The organism is Planctopirus hydrillae, from assembly GCF_001707835.1.
Taxonomy (GTDB): Bacteria; Planctomycetota; Planctomycetia; order Planctomycetales; family Planctomycetaceae; genus Planctopirus; species Planctopirus hydrillae.
The window spans coordinates 1-22186 of sequence record NZ_LYDR01000128.1 but is presented as its reverse complement, the minus strand read 5'-3'; the positions used below and the strand labels follow the sequence as shown (position 1 = coordinate 22186).

Below are 22186 nucleotides of genomic sequence, written 5' to 3'. Positions count from 1 at the left end.
CACAAAGCGGAAGTTCAGTTGTTGGCCAGATTGTAGACCATCAAAACATCCTGATCACGCAGGTAGAGCTTGCCCCCAACAACCACGGGATGCGACCAGCAGGGATCGTTGGTCACTTTGGGGCGGAAGGAACCTTTGAGGTTGTAGCTTTCGGGAGTGGCTGCCACGAGAGCGACTTCTCCGGATTGATAGCGGAAGATGATATTTCCATCCGCAGCAACAACTGCTGCCGAACCCGAACCGGCACCACGCTGACGGCCACCCCAGACGATCTTGCCAGTTTTCCATTCGACACAGACCGGAAAACCATTGTTATGGCCATGGCCCATGTAGACGTAATCACCCAGCATGACCATGCCGCCATGATGGTTCTGCAGTTCATTGGCAGGTTTGTAATAGACTTCGTCGGCAGAGAACTTGGTTCCTTTTTTGTTGATTTTCAGCAGAGCAGTGCCACCTTCGCTGTAACCTGAGGAGGCGAAGATGTAGTCGCCACTGGCAATGGGTGTCGGGATGTTAGCCGTCGGGTTGGCAACACGATTGTAGCCCCATAGTGGCTGGCCATTGGTGGCCCGCACACCGATGACACCACGGCCCACGAGTTGGACGTACTGCTTCACGCCGCCCGCTTCGCTGACAATGATCGACGAGTAGCCAGCGCCGGAACCGCCCGATTGGCCGAAATCAGGAACTGCTGATTTCCACATCAGTTTGCCAGTGCTTTTCTGCAGGGCAATGATCATCGCACTATTGCTGCCCGGTGTGCAAAGGACGCGCTCTTCGTCAACGAGTGGGGATTCGGAGAAACCCCAACTGGACATCATTTTGCCGCCAAACTCTTTGACGAAATCTTTGCGCCAGAGTGGTTTGCCATCCGCAGCATTCAGGCAGACCAGAGCCCCGCTGGAAGCGACGGCATAGACTTTGCCATCGGAGACTGCGGGAGTCGTTCGTGAGCCTTCGTACCCATGCTTGGGGACTTCATTGGTAATGGGTGTCGCCCATTTGATCTCTTTTGTTTTGAGATCGACAGCAAAGACCGACTGTGTGGAGCCTTTATTACCAGAGGTATACAGCACATCATCGACAATCGAGACACTCGCATAGCCTGCCCCCAGGCCTTCGACTTCGTAGAGCAGTTCGGGTTGTTTGGTTTCCCAATTGGGAATGAGATCTTTATCGGTACTGATGGCATCACGATTGGGACCACGCCAACCGGGCCAGTCGGTGGTTCGTTCAGCAGCCAGAGCGAGTGGGTTCGCCATGATGAACATTGAGAAGCTCAGAGCTGAACCCCAGAGAGCTGCCCATTTGATGTTCCGCAATTGTCGACGAATCATGTGCTTCCTTTTTCAGGAGAGGCTCGTTTGGTCTTGAAATCAACCGGTGTTGATGTTGTCTACTGTTGAACCGGTCAGATCAAGAGGCCTCAGGATGGTTTTTTGATGAAACTGAAATACTGCACATTTCCTTAACCGTGCGAGACATTCCCCAACAAGACGAGCTTACCAGATGGAACCCAGCCACTGTTCGAGTTCGGTTGGCGAGATCGGACGCGGATTGCCTTGCAGGCTGTTTCCTTGAGAGAGCTCGACAAGTTGTGGGATCATCTCCTGAGTGACACCAAGATCCCGCAATCGCCGGGGAATCTGGCACTGGTGCACCAGTTGAGTGATCCGCTCCAGCAACTGCGATGCTGCCGAGGAGTTCGTCGTTGCTGAGTGACCTGCGGATCTGGCCATGATTTCGAGTGCTGGATGGCTGGTCGAAAAATTGTAAGCCAATGTATGAGGCAACATGACTGCACAGGCGAGACCATGAGGAACCGGGAGCATCGCTCCCAGGCCAGCCGCTACACCATGAGCAGCACCCAGGCCGGAATTGGCCAGTGCCACACCAGAAAGATAAGCTGCGGAGAGCATTTTGCCGCGAGCATCAAGATTATCGGGCTCTTGCAACAATTGCTCGAAAGCGGGGAGCCCCCAGGCGAACCCTTGCTGGGAAAGCATAAAGGTATAGGGCGTTGACCGACTGCTGATGGCACTTTCGAGGAGTTGAGTCAAGGCATCGAGCCCTGATGAGATGGTCACTTGCCGGGGGAGTGAAAGTGTCCATTCGGGATCGAGAAAGACCGCTTGTGCGTAAAGTTCGTCGGAACGAAAGCTCTTTTTGAACGGCCTGCTGGTGGAAGAGTCATTTGAAGAAATGACGGCATTGCGCGTGGCCTCAGCACCTGTTCCAGCAGTGGTTGGTAAGGCGATCCAGCGGAGTGGCGCCTGAATCAGTTTGGCGCCTGTGCCGACACCCTCCAGATAATCCTGGCAGGATTTCACCTCCTTTTGTGTGGCCAGACCACAGGCGGCTTTCACCATATCGATGGACGAGCCACCACCCACGACAACCACGACATCGTCCGGCCCCGCAGACAACTCTCGAAGTGAATGGGCCAGGTTGTCGACATCATCAACCTGAGGCTCGCGTGCCGGCAATTGCAGACTGCACTCGACGGGCAACTGCTTTTGGAGATCTTCGAGCCATGGCTGGCAGAGAGAAGATTGCCTGAGAGTCCGACTTCCCACAAGAACAATCGCTCGGCGGGCGATGGCTCTGGCGAGCGGGATGACCTCATTTCGAACTTTGGGCCCGAACTTGACGAGTTTTGGGCCGTTGACCTGCCATGACTGCATGTTGACTGCTCCCGAAACGACAATCCAGATCAGGGATTGTACGGCTCGGGGAGGTTTTAGCGAGTGGCCTTACCCGGTGTGCCCGAGGTCACATGGGGAGCTTCCGCAAAGTGCAATGGCTGTGCCTGGTACTTCACCACATCGGCGCCGGGATAGTAATGCTGCACAATGCCTTGAGCGGTGAGACCTGTTTGGGCCAATCCGCGAGCCCCCCATTGGCAGAAACCCACGCAATGGCCGCTCCCCTGGCCTTCGATTTCAATTTGATCATTGGTGAGCTTCAGCGAAAACTGAGGACTGGGAAGCTCGCGAGTTCCGAGCATACGACGCAGTTCCATCGAAGATAACTGCTGGAAGTTACGACCATCAGTCAGGGTAAAGGTCGGTAAACTCCCTTTGCTATCCTGGCGCATGCGAATGGTCATGAGAGTTGCGAGGTTCGCCGGAGGCATCGTGGAGATGTCGGCAGACTTTCGAGAATCTGAGAGTTTCTGCAGCAGTTCCTGCCCGGAGATACTGGCTTGCCAGCGGTAAAGAGGTGCGTTGCGGCACCCTTCGCAAACAACACTCTTCAGGCACGGCGCAGTGCGTTGAGACATTGTCTGTCCATCGAGAGTTCTGCCACCACAAACGGCTGAATAATAGCTGGTGATGATCTGACCTTCGTAGGTTACGACCATGCCGGCAGTGCTTTGAGCGGCAGCGACTCCGGCAGCAGTTTCTCCTTTGAGGCGACGACCTTCGCGATTGATGTATTCCGCCCCGAGATACTTCTGGCTGCGGGTGGAAGCGTAGACATCGAATAAAGCAGAGGGGAGAGCGGTTTTGTGCCGGGCAATGGCATAGGTGCGTGCAACAATCGCTTGTGCGCAGCGGGCCTCCTGAGGAAAAGTGGCGGGCATTTCACTATCGACGACGGTCGCCACATAAGTTTCCAGGGGAACATGATTCACGAGAGAGAACGTGGGTTTAAGTTTCAAGCCTTGTTCAGAGCCAGTGCGGTGAACTGTCATCGAGCCGCGATAGAAATGATTGTCGAAGCCCAGTAAGGCATTTCCCTGAGGAAGAATGCGGATCGCGGATGTATCGAGCAGATGCGGCCCAACTCGTAAACCCGTTGGCATGGCCTCAATCGTGGCTGCTCTCAAGAGTTGACCATGTGCTAATGGTCGACCGGAGATGAAATCGTGGATGATGTAAGGTGCCGTACATTCCACGGTGGCCGAGGAGAGCAGTCCTTCGTGTAAAACAACACGAATCTGCTGCGGTTCAAAGCGGGATATTGTCGCAGAACCAGGGATCCCTCCAGAGGTGAAGCTACTGCGGCGAACATCGACATCGACCAGAGGCCGCAGTTCAGGCGAACGACTGCGCAATTGATGGAGGCCAGCCAGCATGACGAGAAGTAAGATGCCGGGAATGATCATCAGAACAGCGGCTGTCGAATCCTTACGATGGCGGATCTGAGCTGGCATGACGCATCCTTGCGAGTGACCGGCAGGGCAAAACATCAGACAAGACTGGCTCAGCTCAAAGATTGCTGAGAGCCAAACAAAGCCTGACAATTGGCAAGATTAGGGGTTTTTGCAACTTTGAACCAGACAAGTTTGGTCGATGGCCACGATGGATGATCGCTGTCTGGATACGAAATCAGCCCGCGAAGAATTGTCTTCACGGGCTGATCTGGAAAGTGGTCTGGCACTGTTCTTTCGATGAAGAGCAGGGCTAACAAGTTAGTCGTTTCGAAGCTTGAGGTTGTGTTCTGTCAACTGAGCCCGAATTTCGTTCAGTGAAGTCACCCCGAAGTTCTTGGTGGCCAGAAGTTCGTCGGCACTCTTCTGGACGAGTTCGCCAAGAGTACCAATCTGGAGCCGAGCCATACACTTGCGGGCACGCACCGAAAGATTCAGATCCGAGACGGGACGACTGTGGAGAGCCTGCTCCTGTGGCGAAAGATCGTTACCAATTGGCGCAAATGCCGAAGCTGGCATCCCGGCCCATGTGGCATCGCGAGCCTTGCTTGGCTGCAGATTCTGGCCCACCTTGAGACCATGCTGCTGCATAAGATCGCGGATTTCCACCAGCGATGTTTCACCAAAGTTTTTGCCCTGGAGAAGGTCACTTTCGCTGACGCGAGTCAGGTCGCCCAGCGTATGAATATCCATACTTGCCAGGCAATTGCGGCTGCGTACGGAAAGCTCAAAATCGGTGACAGGACGGCTGAGCAACTGAGCCATACGGGCTTCGTTGCGAGCCATGTCGTCGTCGTAATACATTTCCTGGGTGGCTTCGATATCTTTCATGTACATGCGGGCACGCACATGATTGGGGTCGAATGCCAGAATCCGGCGGAAACAGAAAGCAGCCGCAGCGTAGTTGCCACGGTCTTCGTACAGGAGGCCCAGGTTCAGCATCGCTGAAAGATGATAGGGCGGACGGGAAAGAGCCTGCTCGTACAAACGAATCGCTTCTGTATCGTTGCCGTAGAGAGCATTCTGTTCAGCAAGGCGGAAGAGCGCCTGGCTGTGATGAGGATCCATATCGACGGCACGCTCGAAATACTCAATCGCACCGTAGGTGTCGCCTCGATCTGAGAGAATGCAGCCCATCTGATACGAGTATTCAGCGCGGCGGGCACCTTCTGTTCCGGATTGACGGACAGCTTTTTCCGCTTCATCGAGCTGACCTGCCAACCGGATGGCACCAGCACGCTTCAGTGTACATTCGACGGGGTCGAAACCAGCTTTTGCTGCGGCAGCGAACTTTTCAGCAGCAGCCTCGAATTGATCAAGTGCCTGCAGAACATGCCCATGGGCATAAAGGGCCACAGGGTCGGTCGTTAAACGGGAAAGAATTTTGTCAGCAATCGCATGCTGCCCCAGCAGCCAGGCACCGATCCCGGCACGAGAGGCGGGACCGATGTCTTCTTTGCCTGCTTCCACTTCTCGGATCAGAGCTTCCAACTCAACTCGGGTGGAAGCCACCTGGTCACCGGCAATCGCCCGGCGAAGCTGAACCAGATCGTCAGCACTTAAGGAGTTCTTACCACTCAGAATTGCACGAACGTCAACCGCTTCCAAAGACTTCAAGGTCGCCTCGCACTTTTTCGCATGTATTACGGCTAATGGCAAAATTACCACGGACCCGAAAGGATAAACAATCTGAACAGCTGACTGCAACTCTGACCAAAGAAAGCTCTCTTGCCGATCAATAACATTCGACTGATGGATTGAGACTTTCCTTCGCCAGGATTGCCTGGAATCAAGCTTCTTTCAGGAGATACGCTGAACTGACAGGAGAGGGTGTGTTCTTATGTATATGTGTTTAGCGAGGGCGAGAAGTTCAAAAATCCGGTCGAAAGAAGATTGTCTTTCCTAACGTTTCGATTCTCTGGTATCTCGCACTCTTCAAAATGCCCGATTCATGGCATGGAACTTGAGTTTTTGAAATTGTTCGTGCTGATGCTCGGTGGAAGTTTGTTCGTCAACAAAAATGGTGCGGAAAGTTTTATGAAATGTCCTCGATGTAAAACCACAGATGTTTATCGCAGCCGCTCGGCACAAGCGGGCGTGTTGTCGCTCGTGACGACCATGGCTCGCTGCCACAGATGCTGTCATCTCTTTCGAGTGGCCGCGTGGAATAACGTTCCAGACGCTCCCCCTGCCCAGGAAAACCAGACATTTCGGAATCGAAGAGCTGCCTGAAGTTCTCGAAGTTGTTGACCTTTATTGTCGATTTCGCTAACTGCAGTTCCTCAATCAGTGGTAGAAAGTTTCTTCTCTCATCGATCAAAAACGTTGTGGAAACAAAAAAGCTGCCAAGTCTAGGGACTTGACAGCTTTTAAAATGTTGGCTTGCCGTCTTGCTGAAATCAGACGGTGGCTTCACCACTGGCCACTTCGGCGACTGCCACAGCAGCTTCTTCCGTCTCGACGCGGGATGGTTCGAACTCAAGATGCTTGAGTTCTCCCACTTCTTTGACGATGACTTCCACTCGATTGCTCCCTTCGAAGGAACCTTTGAGTAACTCTTCGGCGAGTGGATCTTCGATGTAGTTCTCCACAGCACGGCGAAGTGGGCGGGCACCGTACTCGGTGGCATTCCCCTTCTCGACGATAAACTCGCGGGCAGCATCCGTCATGACGAGTTGAATGTTCTTCTCGGCAAGACGTTCGCGAACCTTCGAAAGTTCGATATCGACAATCGACTTGAGATGGTCTCGAGTGAGTGGCCGGAAGACAACGAGTTCATCGAGACGGCCCAGGAATTCGGGCTTGAATTCATGCTCAATCTCGTGCATGAGCCGCTGCTTCATCCGCTCGTAACTCGAATCTTCATCCTGCTTGCCGAAGCCAAAGGTGTTCCCCTGGCTAATGACCTTGGCACCGGCATTGGTCGTCATGATGAAGATCGTATTCTTGAAATCGACCTTGCGACCAAAGCTGTCGGTCAAATGTCCTTCTTCCATAATCTGGAGTAGCATGTTGAAGACATCGGGGTGTGCCTTTTCGATTTCATCGAGCAAGACGACGGCGTAGGGCCGGCGGCGAATCTTCTCGGTGAGCTGGCCACCTTCTTCGTAACCGACATAACCGGGAGGTGCCCCGATCAAGCGGCTCACGTTGTGCTTCTCCATGTACTCAGACATGTCGATCTGCACGAGGGCATCCTGCTCGCCGAACATGAATTCGGCCAGCGTCTTGGCGGTCAAAGTCTTACCAACACCCGTGGGCCCTGCAAACAGGAAGACACCAATGGGCCGCTTGGGGTCCTTGAGACCCGAACGACTGCGGCGCACTGCCTTGGCCACCTGCTTAATGGCTTCTTCCTGGCTGACAACCCGCTTATGAAGTTCCGCTTCCATCTGCAACAGACGAACGGCGTCTTCACTCGAGAGTCGTGTCAGTGGAATCCCAGTCATCTTTGAGACAACTTCGGCGACGACTTCCGCATCAACGACGCCATCTGTCTCTTTGGACTTCTCGCGCCATTCGCGATTCAGATTTTCTTTTTTCTTTTTGAGCTTGTCGGCCTGATCACGCAGAGCAGCTGCCTTCTCAAAATCCTGATTCGCAACGGCTTCTTCTTTCGCTTGATTGAGCCGTTCGACTTCGTCTTCGAGTTCCTTCAGATCGGGTGGACGCACCATGGATTTCAGCCGAACGCGAGCACCGGCTTCATCAATCACGTCGATGGCCTTATCGGGCAGGCAGCGCGATGTGATGTATCGGTTGGATAGTTCGACGGCCGAGGCCAGCGCATCGTCGGTAATCTGCACGCGATGGTGCTGTTCGTAACGGTCTCTCAGTCCCTTGAGGATTTCGACGGTCTGTGTGGCACTGGGCGGCTCGACATCCACACGCTGGAAGCGTCGTTCCAGAGCCCCATCCTTCTCAATGTATTTGCGATACTCGTCGAGAGTGGTGGCGCCAATACACTGAAGTTCGCCACGGCTCAGAGCGGGCTTGAGCACGTTGGAAGCATCGATGGCTCCTTCAGCACCGCCAGCACCCACCAGAGTGTGCAATTCGTCGATGAAGAGAATCGTGTTCTTTGCACGCTTAACTTCGTTCATCACGGCTTTGATGCGTTCTTCGAACTGACCGCGATACTTTGTCCCTGCGACCATCATGGCGAGGTCGAGAACCACAATTCTCTTATCGCGAAGAAGTTCGGGGACAGCACCATCAACCACCATCTGGGCAAAGCCTTCGACAATCGCGGTCTTGCCAACACCGGCTTCACCCAGCAGTACGGGGTTATTTTTCTGCCGACGGCAAAGAATCTGAATGACGCGTTCGATTTCGTTCTCTCGGCCAATCACCGGATCGAGTTTTGATTGCCGGGCGAGTTCGGTCAGATCGCGGCCAAAGCTGTCGAGTGCTGGCGTTTTGCTTTTCGAGCCTTTGCCAGAGGTCGAGCCACCCGTTGACGAGCCGGCACCGGCGGTCGCAGGGTTGCCGCGTTCGCTGGTCCCTTCGCTCCCTTCAATGCCATGGCCCAGAAGATTCAGCACTTCTTCGCGGACATCTTCAAGCTTGAGCCCGAGATTCATGAGCACCTGAGCGGCAACACCTTCCTGCTCGCGGATGAGACCCAGCAGCAGGTGTTCGGTTCCCACATAGTTATGGTTGAGGTTACGAGCCTCTTCCATGGCGTACTCAATGACCTTTTTAGCACGAGGGGTCTGAGGAAGTTTCCCCATGGTGACGAGCTCGGGGCCGCTTTGGACGATCTTTTCAACTTCGAGCCGAATCTTGCGAAGATCGACATCGAGATTTTTCAGAACGTTTGCCGCAACACCCGACCCTTCCTTGACCAAGCCGAGAAGGATGTGTTCAGTCCCGATGTATTCGTGATTGAACCGCTGAGCTTCCTGATTGGCAAGCTGCATGACTTTTCGAGCGCGATCCGTAAAACGTTCGTACACAGCGATTCTCCGATAGTGGAGGGTAGGTCTCCAGTGTCACGTGGCCAGAACTGGCAACCTGCAAGTCGCCTGCGAATGCAGGCTGGCAGACAAGTTATACCTTTTTCTGCGACCACTCATAACGATTCCGCCCATAATTCAGCAGTTTGCATGCCATCATTCATGATCGGGAGTCGTTCTGACGTGTTTTTGATTCTAGTGGTGGCCAGTGAGTCAGACAAGCTAGACCTTGCCGGTTGTTGAACGACGGAAGTGTAATGCCGATTTTGATATAAGACTGTTTTCGGCCGGGTTTGCAGTGATGCCGCCGGGAGAGTCTTTTCCCGGAATTGCAGAAACGGTTCTCCTCCTCTGAAAAATTGTTTCGACAATTCCAGAATTCCAAATGTCCAAACCGAAGGGCTTCTGCCTGCCATGGAACACTTTCTGACAGCCGCTGCCCTGCGTGTTATCGAAGCGGCACGCGGTCTGACTGATGCAACGGTTATGGCTCCTGTGACGCCTGAGGTCTTTTCGCAACACGACTCAGCTGCCCGGTTAAACAGTGACCAGGTGGTGGAAGCGGCTATGTTCTGGGCGCTGCTGGAGGAAGAATCGGTCGCCCATCAGAGATTGATCGAGCAGGGGCTCGAAATTGATGACCTGCGTCAACGGATGAAGCGTTTTCTCCCCAGCCTGCCATTTTCCGTCAGCGATGAGACAGATCGATCGTCGTCGCTCTCGACCGCTTTTGACCGCATGATCCGCCAGGCCCGCCACGAAGCCCACAAAGTTTCACGATCAGAGGTGGGGACTGAGCATCTGCTGAGAGCGCTTTTTGAAACGAACGGCTGGCTGACGGCGTGGCTGGCTCAAGAACGGATCGCACTGGCGAAACCTGTCGAGGAAATCTCGGGGCCCGCCACTTCTGCTAGCGGGGCACCTCTTGAGCACGAGCAAATTTTATTGCCTGAAACCGCACCGCCTGAAAATCTGACAGCGGTTTACCGACTGCTCGATGCTTCCGGCAATCGAGCTCGTGAGGGATTGCGTGTCATTGAAGATGCCGTCCGCATGGTGCGCAACGATGGCTGGTTCTCTCGTGAACTCAAAGAACTCCGGCATCGGCTGACCACAGCTTTACGCATGCTCCCTGAAGAGGCTCTGCTCGCCAGTCGAGATACCCCCAACGATGTCGGCACGCACATCACGATCATGTCCGAAACCATGCGGGGTTCTGCCAACGATGTGATTGCGGCTGCTTTCAAACGTCTGCAGGAATCGCTGCGGTCGCTCGAAGAATACGGCAAAATCATCAATGGCTATTTTGCTTCGCGGATCGAAGCGATTCGTTATCAGTCTTACACACTCGAAAAGGCTGTGCGAATCGGCCAGTTCTCACAAACAACACTCGAGGGACGGGTGCTTTATCTATTGCTGACCGAAAAGCTGTGCCATCGCCCGGTGGGACAGACTTTGCGGGAAGCGCTGCGGGCTGGTGTGGGAATTGTGCAAATCCGCGAGAAGTCGATGTCGGATCGCCGCCTCCTCGATCACACTCGGCTCGTACTGGATCTGGCCCATGAATACGACGCCCTTGTGATCATGAATGATCGTCCTGATCTGGCAACTCTGACTCAAGCCGATGGTATCCACGTCGGGCAAGACGAACTGACCATCGCCCAGGTGCGTCAGATCGCGGGGCCCCGGCCCTTGGTCGGTGTTTCGACACATTCTCTCCAGCAGGCAGAAGCGGCAGTGATCGAAGGGGCCAGCTACATCGGCGTGGGCCCGACCTTTCCAACGACGACCAAAGAATTTGTCGAGTATGCGGGACTGGAATACGTGCGTGAAGTGGCCAGGGAGATCGATCTCCCGGCGTATGCCATTGGCGGTATTACCACTGAAAATGCTGCCGAAGTAGTCGCCGCCGGAGCCACCCGCCTGGCCGTCTCCAGCGCCATCTGCTCAGCCAAAGAACCCTACGACGCAGCGAATCAACTGCTGGAAATTCTGAATGGCGGTTAGGTCATCAATGACCGTTTTTGATAGGGAAGAAAGTCGAGTGGGGTGCAGTCGACGGGTGACATCGAGTTTGACATGCTGAAACTGCTAAGTATTCTCAACATAGCTTGTTAAGAGCAAAACGAGTTCGGAAGGCGGAGATTCAGATGGCTAGAAAGCCTATCGAAAAGGTTGCAGAGCCAAAGCGACTTTCAGGTGGCAATCCGCAGATTGCAAAGGGCTATGGCGATGAACCGGTGCAGGTCTACATCGCAGCCATGCCGGGCTGGAAGAGTGAGGTCGGCCGCCGCATTGACGCCATTATCTCGCAAGCCGTACCTGATGTGCGTAAGGCGGTGAAGTGGAACTCGCCTCTCTATGGGGTCGAGGAGCACGCTTACTTTCTCGGCGTACATTGTTTGACGAAGTATGTGAAGGTGGCATTCTTCCAAGGTGCTTTCCTGAACCCTCCGCCGCCGGGTGAGTCGAAGCAGAAGACCGTTCGCTACCTGGATATTTACGAGAACGACACAATCGACGAAGCTCAATTCTCCGACTGGGTACAGCAAGCCAGCCGACTGCCGGGCGAACGCATGTGAATAGAAAGCAGAAAGTAGGGCAGGCTCCCGCCTGCCTTTCTGGCACTGTGGCTTAAGTAAGTTGTGATCGAACTGGCACCGCTTTGGGTGTGTAAGCGGCTTGCACGCCGGATGACACGAGTGATGCAGCACAGCTTGGATTGGATCCTCGTGTTGGAAAGACTGGTAAGTTGTTTGACCTTGATATCCCAGCATGCCCATCACAATTTGCCTTTAGCATACAAAGAACGGCCAAAACGTATGTTATTTTTATTAATGGGCCTCTGTTGATTTTGGCTATGGCCCGGTGAGATGTTCTTCCAGAAAGACTTTGAGCTATACTGCCCAGATCGATGGTGACGCGGGCACGGTGATTCGTAATGAGTTAAGTTTGTCACATATTCCTCCTGAGGATATGGTAAGTCACTTCACTCCCAGGTGAAAATAATGAAGAACTCTAGTGTAATAGCATTTTCTTGCCTTGCGGCTCTCGCAACTGTTGTTCTTGTTTGCCAAGATCTGTCTAGTTCTTGTTTGCAAGATGGCATAGCAGCACCTTCAGTGGCCACTGACATCGCCCCTTTGCACAGAAGCGATATTTCTCGAAAGATAGTCAATGATTATGGGCGACTCGTAAAACAGGTTGAGGTCAATCTCTGCCGAATCCAGGATGTTGGCCCATCGGGCCACCATCAACCATACCGGGTAACTGGGAAGTCTGTCGTCACGAAAGGGGACTGGGAATTTCCGGAGGGACGTGACTTTCGATTGTCGGAACGACTGACCGCAGAAGAGGATGATTGGATATATGTTGCTGGGGAGGTCAGGGCGAAAGGTTGCGTTGAATTGCTCTTAAATCGGATTTCGAAACTTCATTTACCTCCACCCAGACCAATTTCTCCACCTTATCGATTACATAGGCCTGCATTTGATGCTTTAGTGAAGATTGGTGAGCCGGCCTGTGGAGCGACGATTGATCGACTTCGTGTCGAAGACAATCCTGAGAACCGACTGCTGATGACCGAGCTTCTGACCATTTGTCCTGGCAATGCAGAAGCTCGGTTGGAACTGGAGAAGGCACGAGATCGGCAACCCAGAGACAGTGACGAGTGGAGAAATTTAGATCAAGCAGTCGAGATGGCCTCATCGCAAATCGGTATAGAGGAAGCCCTGAAAGCGTTGAGGAAATAAGGTTATCACTGATGCCTCGAAGCAAGATTCTTTAGTAAGTAGTAAGTAGGACAGGCTCCCGCCTGCCTTTCTGGCTCTGTGGCTTGTGTAAGTTGTGATCGAACTGGCACCGCTTTGGGTGTGTAAGCGGCTTGGACGCGATGGTTGAATTTAGCCTTTTGCCAGAAAGTTCTCTTGTCAATCCCTTGGGAGTCAAAGCTATATCGATTTATTTGAGGCGATATACACCATCGATGTGTATCGCCAACTTGAAAAAAACAGAATTGTAACGCTGGATACAAAGGCTATTACTGAGTATTTCGTATGACAACCGCTACCCAGATGTTAAAATCGTACGTGTGTGCGAAGCAGTCGATGGTTTAGGTCACTTCGTGCCATAAGATGGATCACTCGGTAGATTGCGTTACTCGCATTAAACCAGAAAACGATTGAGATACGGCGGTGAAACACATTGTTATCAAAAACACGACACAAATGAAAAGCATGAGATGGCACATGCCGGTATAATGCCGAGGCCCAAAACATCTTCGACAAGCAAAGTATCCGGACAATGCACTCATGAAGAAGCTTGCAACAAGTAATGGGGGAATGATCCACGACGAACCCTGTTGGTCTAGCGCTGCGAACAGGGGGCTTAATGAAAGAAGACCACACATTCCACAAAAGAGCGATAGCGATAGATCTCTGCAGTTATCCAACAGGGATATTGAAGGAGCCTTCGCGTTAGACTTCGCAGGTTTCATTTGATTTGATTCTGCCTCATCCATGACTGTTTCCAGCTTCCCAATAAACTGATGAGTCACAATCATATTCGACCCAGCCAGTCGGGTCATGATCTTTTCGTCCCAGATGATGTCGCCAGAGGAATCTCGTGAGTTGTGCATGCGTTTGACTTGATTGGTAGAGTGGGCCTGGCGTGGATTTGAATGTCTGGGTGGCGAATGTCTTAAGAAGCCATTGTGTAAAACATGGCGAGTCCGGCAAAGCGGAGGTCGCCCTGGTGGAATTCGCAGTTTCAGCCGGAAGTGTGCTGCCCATGGAATCAGGATCAGATCAACGCCAAAATGAACGGATCGTCGATATTCAGCGATGAGTGGAAGTGCGATTGGCGGGCAGAATAGAGGCTGCGGGAGCGTGCATCATGAACGGGCTTGTGTACCATGTGGTGAGCGGGCAGGCCTTCTTTACCGGGTTGGTGTTACTGCTTGCCAGCTTCGGACTCGCGCAGGCAGCTCGCAAAACTTGGAAGCGATGGTGGGGGCTGGCGTTTGCTTTGGGGCTGATTCTGATCGCTGCATCGTCGATTGCGATTCCCCTCTGGCTGCTGGCAATGGCGGGGATGGCTACGCTGGTCTGGTTGTATTTACTCATGCGGGCTGACACATCCCGGCAGAGATTCGCCGCCCTGGTAGCCGCCGTCTTATGGTTGGCTGTTGCGATCGGAGAGTTGCCGTATCTGTTGATTCCGACACTTCAGCCTGTGGCAAATCGCGGCCTGGCAGTGATTGGAGATTCCGTCACTGCGGGGATGGGTGGTGAAGATCGATCCGAGACGTGGCCGGCGATCATCGCCAGACAACATCAACTGCAGGTCCAGGATCTCTCGCATGTTGGTGAAACAGCGGGGTCCGCACTGAAGCGTATCCAGAACATCGAGATTCAGGCTCCGGTTGTGATGGTCGAGATCGGAGGCAACGATATCCTGGGTTCTACCAGTTCGCAGCAATTCGCTGCAGATCTGGATGCGCTCCTCAACCGGTTGAGCACACCTGGACGGCAGATCGTGATGTACGAATTGCCTTTGCCGCCGTTCTATCATGAATTTGGACGCATTCAGCGAAGTCTGGCGCACAAGTACGGTGTCCAGTTGATTCCGCGGAGAATATTCCTGTCGCTGCTCGCGGATCAGGGGGCCACACTGGATAGCATCCACCTTTCACAGGCAGGGCATCAACAGATGGCAGAAAGTGTGTGGCGACTGGTGCAGCCTGCATACCTGACCGCCATCAGCGAATCGCCGGCCGAGAAACCAGCAATCGATCACACAGAAAAATTGCCCGATGAGGATTCGAACCTCAACTAAGTGATCCAGAGTCACTCGTGCTACCATTACACCATCAGGCAGTGGCGGAGTTCGCCAGGTGAGGAGTACGTTTGCAGACGGAGGTGTCTTCTGAGATTTCAAAAAACATCTTTTTGACGTGCAAATTGCCGCCTCGACTCGCACGAGTATAGCCAACGATGACCAACAGCTAAAGTCAAACTGGGCGATTTTCTTGCTCGGGCTGGTCCGAATCTCGGGCATCGAATGTCGCGTACTCGTCTGTCTACGACGCTCTTGATGAGGCCTGGGGAGAGCTGGGAATCGGCGGCGAGGGTCCGAAACGAAAGTTTTCCTAAAAAATCCGGGCGAGAGTTTGTCAAAACGACAAGATTCCGCGTGAGTTCCACGGGACGGCATCGATCTTTCATAAGTAAAAGCTGTCTCAGTTGCTGGAAGATTGATGTTCGACGAGAACGACTGGAACAAAACGGAAGTTCGGGTGGATTTCTCCCCAGATTTTCAGGGTTGAAAACATCAGCCAGTCGGGATTTCTGATTCTGATCTCTCACTGCGGATCTTAAAGCCGGCTGGTGATTTGAAAAAAATACACGACAATCCGGCAATCGTTGCAAGTTTTTCAACAAGAAATGTCAAAGAGGGTAACCTGGGAGGTTTTTGTTGTCAGCTTTGCAACGAATCAAGTTTTGGCACGGGTTCTGCTTAAGTAATTCCCTCGCTGCGGGCTGTGGGGACGGCTTGCAACACGAACGGTAGAGACAGGCCACGAATCGCTGAGACCAACGGCTCAGCAACGTCTTGAGACGAATTCGAGTGCCATGGGAAAGAGGGACGATCAGCGGCTCAGGGCCAATGATCGGAAATCGCAAGGCCGTCGTCAGCCAGGGGGGCTCACGACGGCCTTGATGTTTTCTATGACAGGTTTTTGTCAGGAAGAGCTGACAAATTTCGTGGGAAACGACATTTCTTCGTTAGTTGCCAAAGCATGCTTGCCCAGAGCTGCAAACATGGCACGCGACACACTTCTGAAGAAAACCTGTCAGCGGATAGAACTCTTACGGTTATGGATTCGAATTCCCGGGAGAGATCTGCACACCATTGGAGCTGGCGTCACCGGTCGCATTGGGATTTCCAGCGGCATCCCCCTGGGGTTTCTTTAACCGAACCAGAAGGCACTGTTCGGTCTTGTCTTTGCCAAGATGAACCAGAGCCGGTGCTTCGTCTTTGGTCAGGTTGTAGAGTCCCGTCTCGTAGACCGTGCTGGTATCCGAACCCACAGTGAAGGCCACTTTCTGAGTTTGCAGATCGACAGCACCAGAAATGGGGAGCGTTTTATTCGTGCTGGAATCAACCCAGTTGCCCCGGATAATCCCGGCTTTGTTCACAGCCAATTGAACTGAAGTTGTCGAATTGGTCTGCCCACTCATCGAGAGTAAAAAGACACCCAGAGGAAGCCAATCGCCCTGATTCGTCACGGGAAGCTGACTTCCTGTATTGGCGAGGTTCGAGGCCTGATTGTAGTAATCCGCCGAGGTTCCCATATCCTGGTTGTTCACATAGACCTGTCCACCCTGATAGACAACGTTGTTGCCGTAATCGTAGTAAACGGGTGGAACATCGTAGAACCCGCAATATGGAGCTGCCAGGCCCCAGGTCGCAGTACTCCAGGCGGCACCAGCAGCCCAACCTGCGGCCGCCCACGCTCCTGGGTGAGCCCCGTACCAGCCAGCTCCGTAATAGTTGTAGTTGTTGAAACTGTTACGGCATCCATAGGCGGTCGTGTATCGTCCAGTGGGCGACATGGGTGTGTAGCCCGAAACAAATCGGCCAGCGGCAACACCACCATCGGGCCCTGCAACAACCCCGCGACCAGCCACAGTTCCATTGGGCCCGCGAACGGCATCACCAGCCGCTACGGTGCCGTTTGGCCCCACGGCAACTCCGCGAGCTGCCTCAGTACCACCCGGCCCTCGGACCGCGCCACCGGCAGCCACGCCACCATTGGGGCCCACCGCAATTCCCTGGGCTGCGGCACCACCATTCGCACCTTCAACACCACGACCAGCGGCAACTCCACCATTGGGGCCTTCAACAGCTCCACGGCCGTAAGTGTTTCCTCCGGGCCCAGTGACAGTGGTGCCACTGGCAGTAGTACCACGTGGCCCTTCATACGACGCATGATTGACGTCGACATTGCTGCCGAAACCACCAGAGGAACTGAGTCCATGCATCCCTTCATCAGAAGGGAGCCCGAGAAAGCTGTTCAAAGAACTCCGGGAGGGAGCGCTGCCGTAGCCTCCCAGATCGCCACGATTGAAAGAATCACCTCCAAAGTTTCCACGGTCGAAGCTTCCACCGCCAAGTCCTTGACTACCGAGATTTCCGCGATCGAAACTACCGCCACCCAGACCTTGGCCGCCGATGTTTCCACGATCGAAGCTACCACCGCCAAGCCCTTGGCCGCCCATGCCTCCACGGTCAAAGCCACCGGCACCACCGAAACTTCCACCGCCGCCGCCGAAGCTGCCACGGTCAAAGCCACCGCCACCACCAAAACTTCCGCCGCCGCCTCGATCAAAACCGCCTCCGCCGAAGCTGCCACCGCCACCACCGAAGCCTCCACGGTCAAAGCCGCCGCCACCGCCAAAACCTCCGCCGCCGCGGAAGCCACCGCCACCTCCACCAAAACCACCGCCGCCAAATCCACGAGCGTGGCATTCATCAGCGACCGTCGCGCCAACTAAGGCAGCGACGAGACAAATCCAACTGTATCGAATCATATGATGTTCCTTGAGTCAGGCCATTTTGCCCGGAAATAGGCTGTTGTTTGTTCAAACGTGATGCAGATGCCACTCGAATGTTTACTTGCCGGAAGCGGGTTGACGCTTGAGGATGATTTCCGGCGTATCGGGCAGGGGAACGTCTCCAACGCGGCGTTCAATCGATTTCCAGCTCTGGGCCTGATCATCGATGCGGGTGAGCACATTGACGGCGAATGTGGGTGTTCCTTCCACGGTCAGTCCTCGAATGGCTGCTGCCCAGCCATTGGGCTGTGATGTCCAGATGCCGATTGCGACGGATCCATCGGAACCGAAATTCCAGCTTTGAATCTGCTCGGTGAGTGGGCTGTAACCAATGATCTGAATACCCGAAGTGACCGAACGATCGGGATGGGTCACGGTGTAGGTTCGCTTCAGGAAGCTGCGACCGGCGGCCCACTCGAAGACGGATTCACTGACCGAACCATGTTCTTCAGCCACCCACTTGCCGACCAGCCAATCCAGATCGGCCAGTTGACGCCTGGCTGCGGGATTGGCGGTTGGAAGATCCCGCACACTGGCCATTTTCCAGGATCCCCCTTCTTTAACGTGGATCGCGGTATAGCGGGAAAAGGCGGGAGCCCCTGGAATTGATGGGGAAAGCATACTGCGGCCATCTTCAATGGCCGTCTGGTCGCTGAGCAGTCGCAATGAATCGATCTGCACCTTGATTTGCATCTTCGGATGTGCAGCGAGGAAAGTCTGATACAGCTCTTCGATCTTTAATCGCCCCACCGTCACCTGGCCGCTCTCATCGACATATTCGCCTTCTTTGGCCCAGAGTTGTGCAATCGCTTTAGCATCAGCCTTGTTGAAAGCCTCGACAAAGGCTGCTGATGTCTGGCGAATGGCAGCAAGTTCAGGATTCTCGGATACCGCCTGAGCGGCAGCGGCTGGCTTGGCTGGCGTGGCTGCGGGGACACGAACTGGCGTGGGAGACTGGGCATCGGCCACGATGGCCCCCATCCCGCAGAGAAGACTGAGACCGAAGAAGAATTGACGAGGCATAGCGACCCTTGTGTTAAACGACATGAGATCCCGGGTGATTCTTAGAACGTGGCATGGAGTTCTGTTTTTCAGGCCTGTGCAGGGAACCGAGCCTGTTGAACATTTCGAGTATAGCGTTATTCAGCCGTATCATTGAGTGGTCGATCGTGCAATAAGGCAAAGTCTCCCTTAGTCTACTTGTCCAGATTTCAAAAAAGGAATGAATTTCTATGAACAGTTTGTTCCTGCACACCTGCACGTCGACGGTTGGTTGAGTTCAGGCTAAAACCTAGCTCGTATTTTGCGATGCCAGTGAAGCGGCCAGCCCGGAATGTGAGCATTCACAGCGAATTTCCTGCATGATCGGCAGAATTGGTAGCGATTCGGATTGAATTGAACTTTCCAGTCGTACATCACTCTTCAAGGAGCTTTCCGCGTTGTCTCGCTCTCAGCCACTGACTGCAACGACTTTTTCGCTGACAATGCTGACAGTTTTTCTGTGGGCGGGAAACCCCGTGGCGACCAGTTTTTCGACAGATGTGCTCCCTCCTGTCGCAGTTTCGGGCATTCGATTTCTTTTGGCCACAATTTTTATGCTGGGGTGGTGCGTACTCGAAAGAGCCCCATTGGCGCTCAAGAGCGGACAGTTTCGACCGGTTCTCATCGCGGGAACATTGCTGGCCCTGCAGATCTGGACGTTTACTCTTGGCGTTGCCTGGTCGAGTTCGAGTCACTCATCGCTGCTCATCAACAGCTACGTTTTCTTCGTAGTGGTCTGCGATCACTTTGTCACTCGCCAGTATCGCCTGGGCTACTATGCCTGGGGTGGCTTCTGGCTCGCGATGGCAGGAGTCACGGGGTTAATCCTTTCCATCGAAACCAGCGAACCAAAACAAAAGGATCTGCCGACACTGGCTGGCGATCTGGTGACGCTCTTCAGTGCCTTCCTGTTTGCGGCAAAACTGCTCTACTCGAAGCAGGCACTCAAAGTGATTGGTTCGACGCAACTGATCTTCTGGCACGATGTGGTCGCCGTTGTTCTGTTTGCCCTGCTCAGCTTCAGCACAGAGCATGTCGAATGGCACAAAATCTCAACATCAGGCTGGCTGGCTCTGGCCTACCAGGGTTTTCTTGTGGGAGGGCTCTGTTTTGGATTACAGACATGGCTGCTGAAATGGCACTCGGCATCGCAGATTGCGATCTTCAGCTTTCTCACCCCGCTCATGGGGATTGCACTCGCCTCCATACTGAGAGGTGATCAACTGACTCCAGCGATGGGAATTGCCGGTGTTTGTATTGCGATAGGGATCGTGTTTGTTCAACTGGATCAGAAATCAAGTTAAGTTTCTTCGCTTGTGGTCGTCGATTCAACGCAAAGAGCTTTTGGTCGTGATCACACGGTCGCACATACGCTGGAAATGAATCCAATCTCATGCGTTTTCCAGGCAGGAAATGCGATATTGGTCGCGAAGACATGCTTGCCCAGAGCTGCAAGCATGGCACATCGAGTGCTCTTATTTCATGGAAAACGTATCAGGACGACGCTAAGGCTTGCCCGCCTTTTTCGGCGATGACCAGATCAAGTTCCTGTCTCAGCCTGGGAAGAATCTCATCGTATTTGAAGTGACCCAACTCAACAGGGCCCTTCTTGAGGTTCACATGATTGGGGCCGCACCACAGACCCAGATCTGCATCATCAGTCTCACCCGGTCCGTTGACCCGGCACCCCATCACAGCAATCGTGATTTTGTGATCTTTCGCGTAGGCCGTCATCTCCTTGACCTGTTGAGCCAGATCAATGAATGCTTCATTCTCGACACGGGAACAACTGGGGCAACTGATAATGTTCAACGTATCGAGACCAAAATCGACGAACGATCTCACGCGCCCAGCCGCAATATCGGCCAGAATTTTGCGTCCCGCTTCGATCTCTTCGTGCTTGCGATTGTTCGGCACAGTCAGCGAAACGCGAATCGTGTCGCCGATCCCCTGGCTGATTAACTGCTCGAAGGCAATACGCGTCTTGATAATGCCATCCGGCGGCAGACCTGCTTCCGTCACACCGAGATGGAGAGGAATGTCGGGCCGCTGTAACGCAAATCGTTTGTTGACTTCGATGACATTTTTCGGGTCGGAATCTTTGATCGAAACCACGTACCGTGTAAAGCCAATCGAATCGAGATACTCGCAGTGTTCGAATGCGCTGGCCAGCAGTGGCCCGTTTTCGTCGCCACCGTAATCATCGACTTTTTTGGCAGGATCGACTGAGCCACAATTCACACCCACTCGCAGGGCGCAATCGTGATCTTTCGCCACCTGGGCAATGTAAGCGACCTTTTCCTGCCAGGGTTTGGAACGCTCATGATGATACAAATGCCCCGGGTTGTAGCGGATCTTATCGACATAAGGAGCCACCTGTTCGGCCAATCGATAATTCTCCTGCAGATCGACTGAAAGATTCGCTTTGACCTGCCTGCGAATCTCCTTCAGAGCAGCCGCATCTTTCGGGCTATCGACAGCAATACGAATGACATCCGCCCCGGCTTTTTCCAGATCCAGCACCTGCGCTACAGTGGCGTCGATATCCTGGGTGTGCGTTGCTGTCATGCTCTGTACGGCAATCGGATGGCCACCACCAATCGTACAACTGCCCACTCGGACGGCACGTGTCGGATTACGACGCAATTCCATGGCCTGTTCCTGCTGATCGACAACTCACATAAACCACAGCAAATGCACTCATATTGATGACGCAGCCAGTGGACCGCAGCACCAGTCATCCTTTTAACGGTTGATTACTCACTGGCTGCTGACAGACCAGCAGCCAGATCGTTGATGAGATCATCGGGATGCTCGATACCCACGGAAAGCCGCAATGTGTTCTCAGTGATGCCCGCAGTCCGTCGATCTTCTTGGGACATTGATGAGTGAGTCATTGTATCCGGGTAATCAATCAGTGATTCGACACCACCTAACGATTCTGCCAGTTGGAAGATCTTCAGCCTGGAAAGAAATTTCTCGACGGCCGGCCTCCCGCCTTTGAGTTCAAAGCTGACCATCGCCCCAAAACCAAATTGCTGCTTTTTGGCCAGGTCATGACCGGGATGCGTTGGTAAACCGGGATAGTAAACCTTCTCGACACCGGGATGCTCATTCAGAAAGCGAGCCACTGCATCCGCTCCACGCTGATGAGCTTCCATGCGAGGGCCCAGGGTTTTCACCCCGCGTAAGACCAGCCAGGCGTCGAATGGTGAACAAGCCAGGCCCATGGCATTCACGATATAACTGATTCGTTCGGCATGCTGCTGATGCTTGCAGATGACGGCACCACCGACCACATCACTATGGCCATTGAGGTACTTGGTTCGTGCATTTGTGCAGGAAGTCGATTCTGCGGCTGTCATGGTCAATGCCAGTACGCGGTTTAACGATGGGGGAGAACTTGGCCT

14 protein-coding genes and 1 tRNA gene are annotated in these 22186 nt (G+C 53.7%); 5 read left to right on the top strand and 10 right to left on the bottom strand.

The genetic code is table 11. From position 1 onward, the window contains the following. Positions 1-14: 14 nt before the first annotated feature. The 5 genes from A6X21_RS15980 to A6X21_RS15950 all read right to left on the bottom strand — a co-directional run bounded on the left by A6X21_RS15980 (position 15) and on the right by A6X21_RS15950 (position 9117). Entirely contained in the window at positions 15-1340 is a 1326-nt protein-coding gene (locus A6X21_RS15980; protein WP_068849632.1) for a PQQ-binding-like beta-propeller repeat protein, read from the bottom strand. A 165-nt stretch (positions 1341-1505) separates the two neighbouring features. Then, positions 1506-2687 (bottom strand): iron-containing alcohol dehydrogenase, encoded by a 1182-nt coding sequence (locus A6X21_RS15975; RefSeq protein WP_068849630.1) that lies wholly within the window; start codon positions 2685-2687, stop codon positions 1506-1508. A gap of 56 nt (positions 2688-2743) precedes the next feature. After that, positions 2744-4162: a SpoIID/LytB domain-containing protein gene (locus A6X21_RS15970; protein WP_068849628.1), complete on the bottom strand. Its 1419-nt coding sequence runs from the start codon at positions 4160-4162 to the stop codon at positions 2744-2746. A 258-nt stretch (positions 4163-4420) separates the two neighbouring features. Then, positions 4421-5776 carry a DNA-directed RNA polymerase subunit alpha C-terminal domain-containing protein gene (locus tag A6X21_RS15960; RefSeq protein ID WP_068849624.1) on the bottom strand — a complete coding sequence of 452 codons (1356 nt, stop codon included), beginning with the start codon at positions 5774-5776 and terminating at the stop codon, positions 4421-4423. Positions 5777-6558: 782 nt separating this feature from the next. Next, the gene (locus A6X21_RS15950; protein WP_068849620.1) at positions 6559-9117 is read right to left on the bottom strand and encodes an ATP-dependent Clp protease ATP-binding subunit; all 2559 of its coding nucleotides are present in this window, start codon (positions 9115-9117) and stop codon (positions 6559-6561) included. Between the two features lie 414 nt (positions 9118-9531). Between A6X21_RS15950 and A6X21_RS15940 the strand changes: the two genes are divergently transcribed. From A6X21_RS15940 to A6X21_RS23775, 4 genes are all read left to right on the top strand, one after another. Further along, positions 9532-11124: a thiamine phosphate synthase gene (locus tag A6X21_RS15940; RefSeq protein WP_110766476.1), complete on the top strand. Its 1593-nt coding sequence runs from the start codon at positions 9532-9534 to the stop codon at positions 11122-11124. Between the two features lie 143 nt (positions 11125-11267). Beyond that, complete coding sequence (locus A6X21_RS15935) at positions 11268-11699, top strand: DUF1801 domain-containing protein (protein ID WP_068849616.1); 432 nt, start codon at positions 11268-11270, stop codon at positions 11697-11699. A gap of 426 nt (positions 11700-12125) precedes the next feature. Continuing rightward, a complete protein-coding gene (locus A6X21_RS15930; protein WP_131818378.1) occupies positions 12126-12869 on the top strand; it encodes a hypothetical protein in 744 nt (247 codons plus the stop codon). Between the two features lie 1141 nt (positions 12870-14010). Continuing rightward, positions 14011-14952, top strand: a complete 942-nt coding sequence (locus A6X21_RS23775; RefSeq protein ID WP_083233659.1) for an SGNH/GDSL hydrolase family protein — start codon at positions 14011-14013, stop codon at positions 14950-14952. On the opposite strand, the gene A6X21_RS15920 is transcribed toward A6X21_RS23775, so the two are convergent. The 3 genes from A6X21_RS15920 to A6X21_RS15910 all read right to left on the bottom strand — a co-directional run bounded on the left by A6X21_RS15920 (position 14923) and on the right by A6X21_RS15910 (position 18758). Next, positions 14923-14993, bottom strand: a tRNA-Gln gene (locus A6X21_RS15920). The two genes, A6X21_RS23775 and A6X21_RS15920, sit on opposite strands and share 30 nt — an antisense overlap. Before the next feature lie 999 nt (positions 14994-15992). Continuing rightward, on the bottom strand, positions 15993-17711 hold the full coding sequence (locus A6X21_RS15915) for a hypothetical protein (RefSeq protein ID WP_068849610.1): 1719 nt from the start codon (positions 17709-17711) through the stop codon (positions 15993-15995). Between the two features lie 81 nt (positions 17712-17792). After that, positions 17793-18758 carry a YybH family protein gene (locus tag A6X21_RS15910; RefSeq protein WP_165603823.1) on the bottom strand — a complete coding sequence of 322 codons (966 nt, stop codon included), beginning with the start codon at positions 18756-18758 and terminating at the stop codon, positions 17793-17795. Between the two features lie 416 nt (positions 18759-19174). Here A6X21_RS15910 and A6X21_RS15905 point away from each other — a divergent pair, with 416 nt between their 5' ends. Further along, the gene (locus tag A6X21_RS15905) at positions 19175-20080 is read left to right on the top strand and encodes a DMT family transporter (RefSeq protein ID WP_068849605.1); all 906 of its coding nucleotides are present in this window, start codon (positions 19175-19177) and stop codon (positions 20078-20080) included. A 190-nt stretch (positions 20081-20270) separates the two neighbouring features. Here the strand turns inward: A6X21_RS15905 and ispG are convergent, their stop codons facing one another. Next, positions 20271-21428, bottom strand: a complete 1158-nt coding sequence (gene ispG / locus A6X21_RS15900) for a (E)-4-hydroxy-3-methylbut-2-enyl-diphosphate synthase (RefSeq protein WP_068849603.1) — start codon at positions 21426-21428, stop codon at positions 20271-20273. 104 nt (positions 21429-21532) lie between these two features. Next, positions 21533-22141: a trans-sulfuration enzyme family protein gene (locus tag A6X21_RS15895; RefSeq protein ID WP_438822579.1), complete on the bottom strand. Its 609-nt coding sequence runs from the start codon at positions 22139-22141 to the stop codon at positions 21533-21535. Positions 22142-22186 lie beyond the last annotated feature (45 nt).

Excerpts from the sequence above, each read along its gene's own strand:
- A6X21_RS15980 (WP_068849632.1), bottom strand. The coding sequence starts at position 1,340 with ATGATTCGTCGACAATTGCGGAACATCAAATGGGCAGCTCTCTGGGGT.
- A6X21_RS15975 (WP_068849630.1), bottom strand. The coding sequence starts at position 2,687 with ATGCAGTCATGGCAGGTCAACGGCCCAAAACTCGTCAAGTTCGGGCCC.
- A6X21_RS15970 (WP_068849628.1), bottom strand. The coding sequence starts at position 4,162 with ATGCCAGCTCAGATCCGCCATCGTAAGGATTCGACAGCCGCTGTTCTG.
- A6X21_RS15940 (WP_110766476.1), top strand. The coding sequence starts at position 9,532 with ATGGAACACTTTCTGACAGCCGCTGCCCTGCGTGTTATCGAAGCGGCA.
- A6X21_RS15935 (WP_068849616.1), top strand. The coding sequence starts at position 11,268 with ATGGCTAGAAAGCCTATCGAAAAGGTTGCAGAGCCAAAGCGACTTTCA.
- A6X21_RS15930 (WP_131818378.1), top strand. The coding sequence starts at position 12,126 with ATGAAGAACTCTAGTGTAATAGCATTTTCTTGCCTTGCGGCTCTCGCA.
- A6X21_RS23775 (WP_083233659.1), top strand. The coding sequence starts at position 14,011 with ATGAACGGGCTTGTGTACCATGTGGTGAGCGGGCAGGCCTTCTTTACC.
- A6X21_RS15915 (WP_068849610.1), bottom strand. The coding sequence starts at position 17,711 with ATGATTCGATACAGTTGGATTTGTCTCGTCGCTGCCTTAGTTGGCGCG.
- A6X21_RS15910 (WP_165603823.1), bottom strand. The coding sequence starts at position 18,758 with ATGCCTCGTCAATTCTTCTTCGGTCTCAGTCTTCTCTGCGGGATGGGG.
- ispG (WP_068849603.1), bottom strand. The coding sequence starts at position 21,428 with ATGGAATTGCGTCGTAATCCGACACGTGCCGTCCGAGTGGGCAGTTGT.
- A6X21_RS15895 (WP_438822579.1), bottom strand. The coding sequence starts at position 22,141 with ATGACAGCCGCAGAATCGACTTCCTGCACAAATGCACGAACCAAGTAC.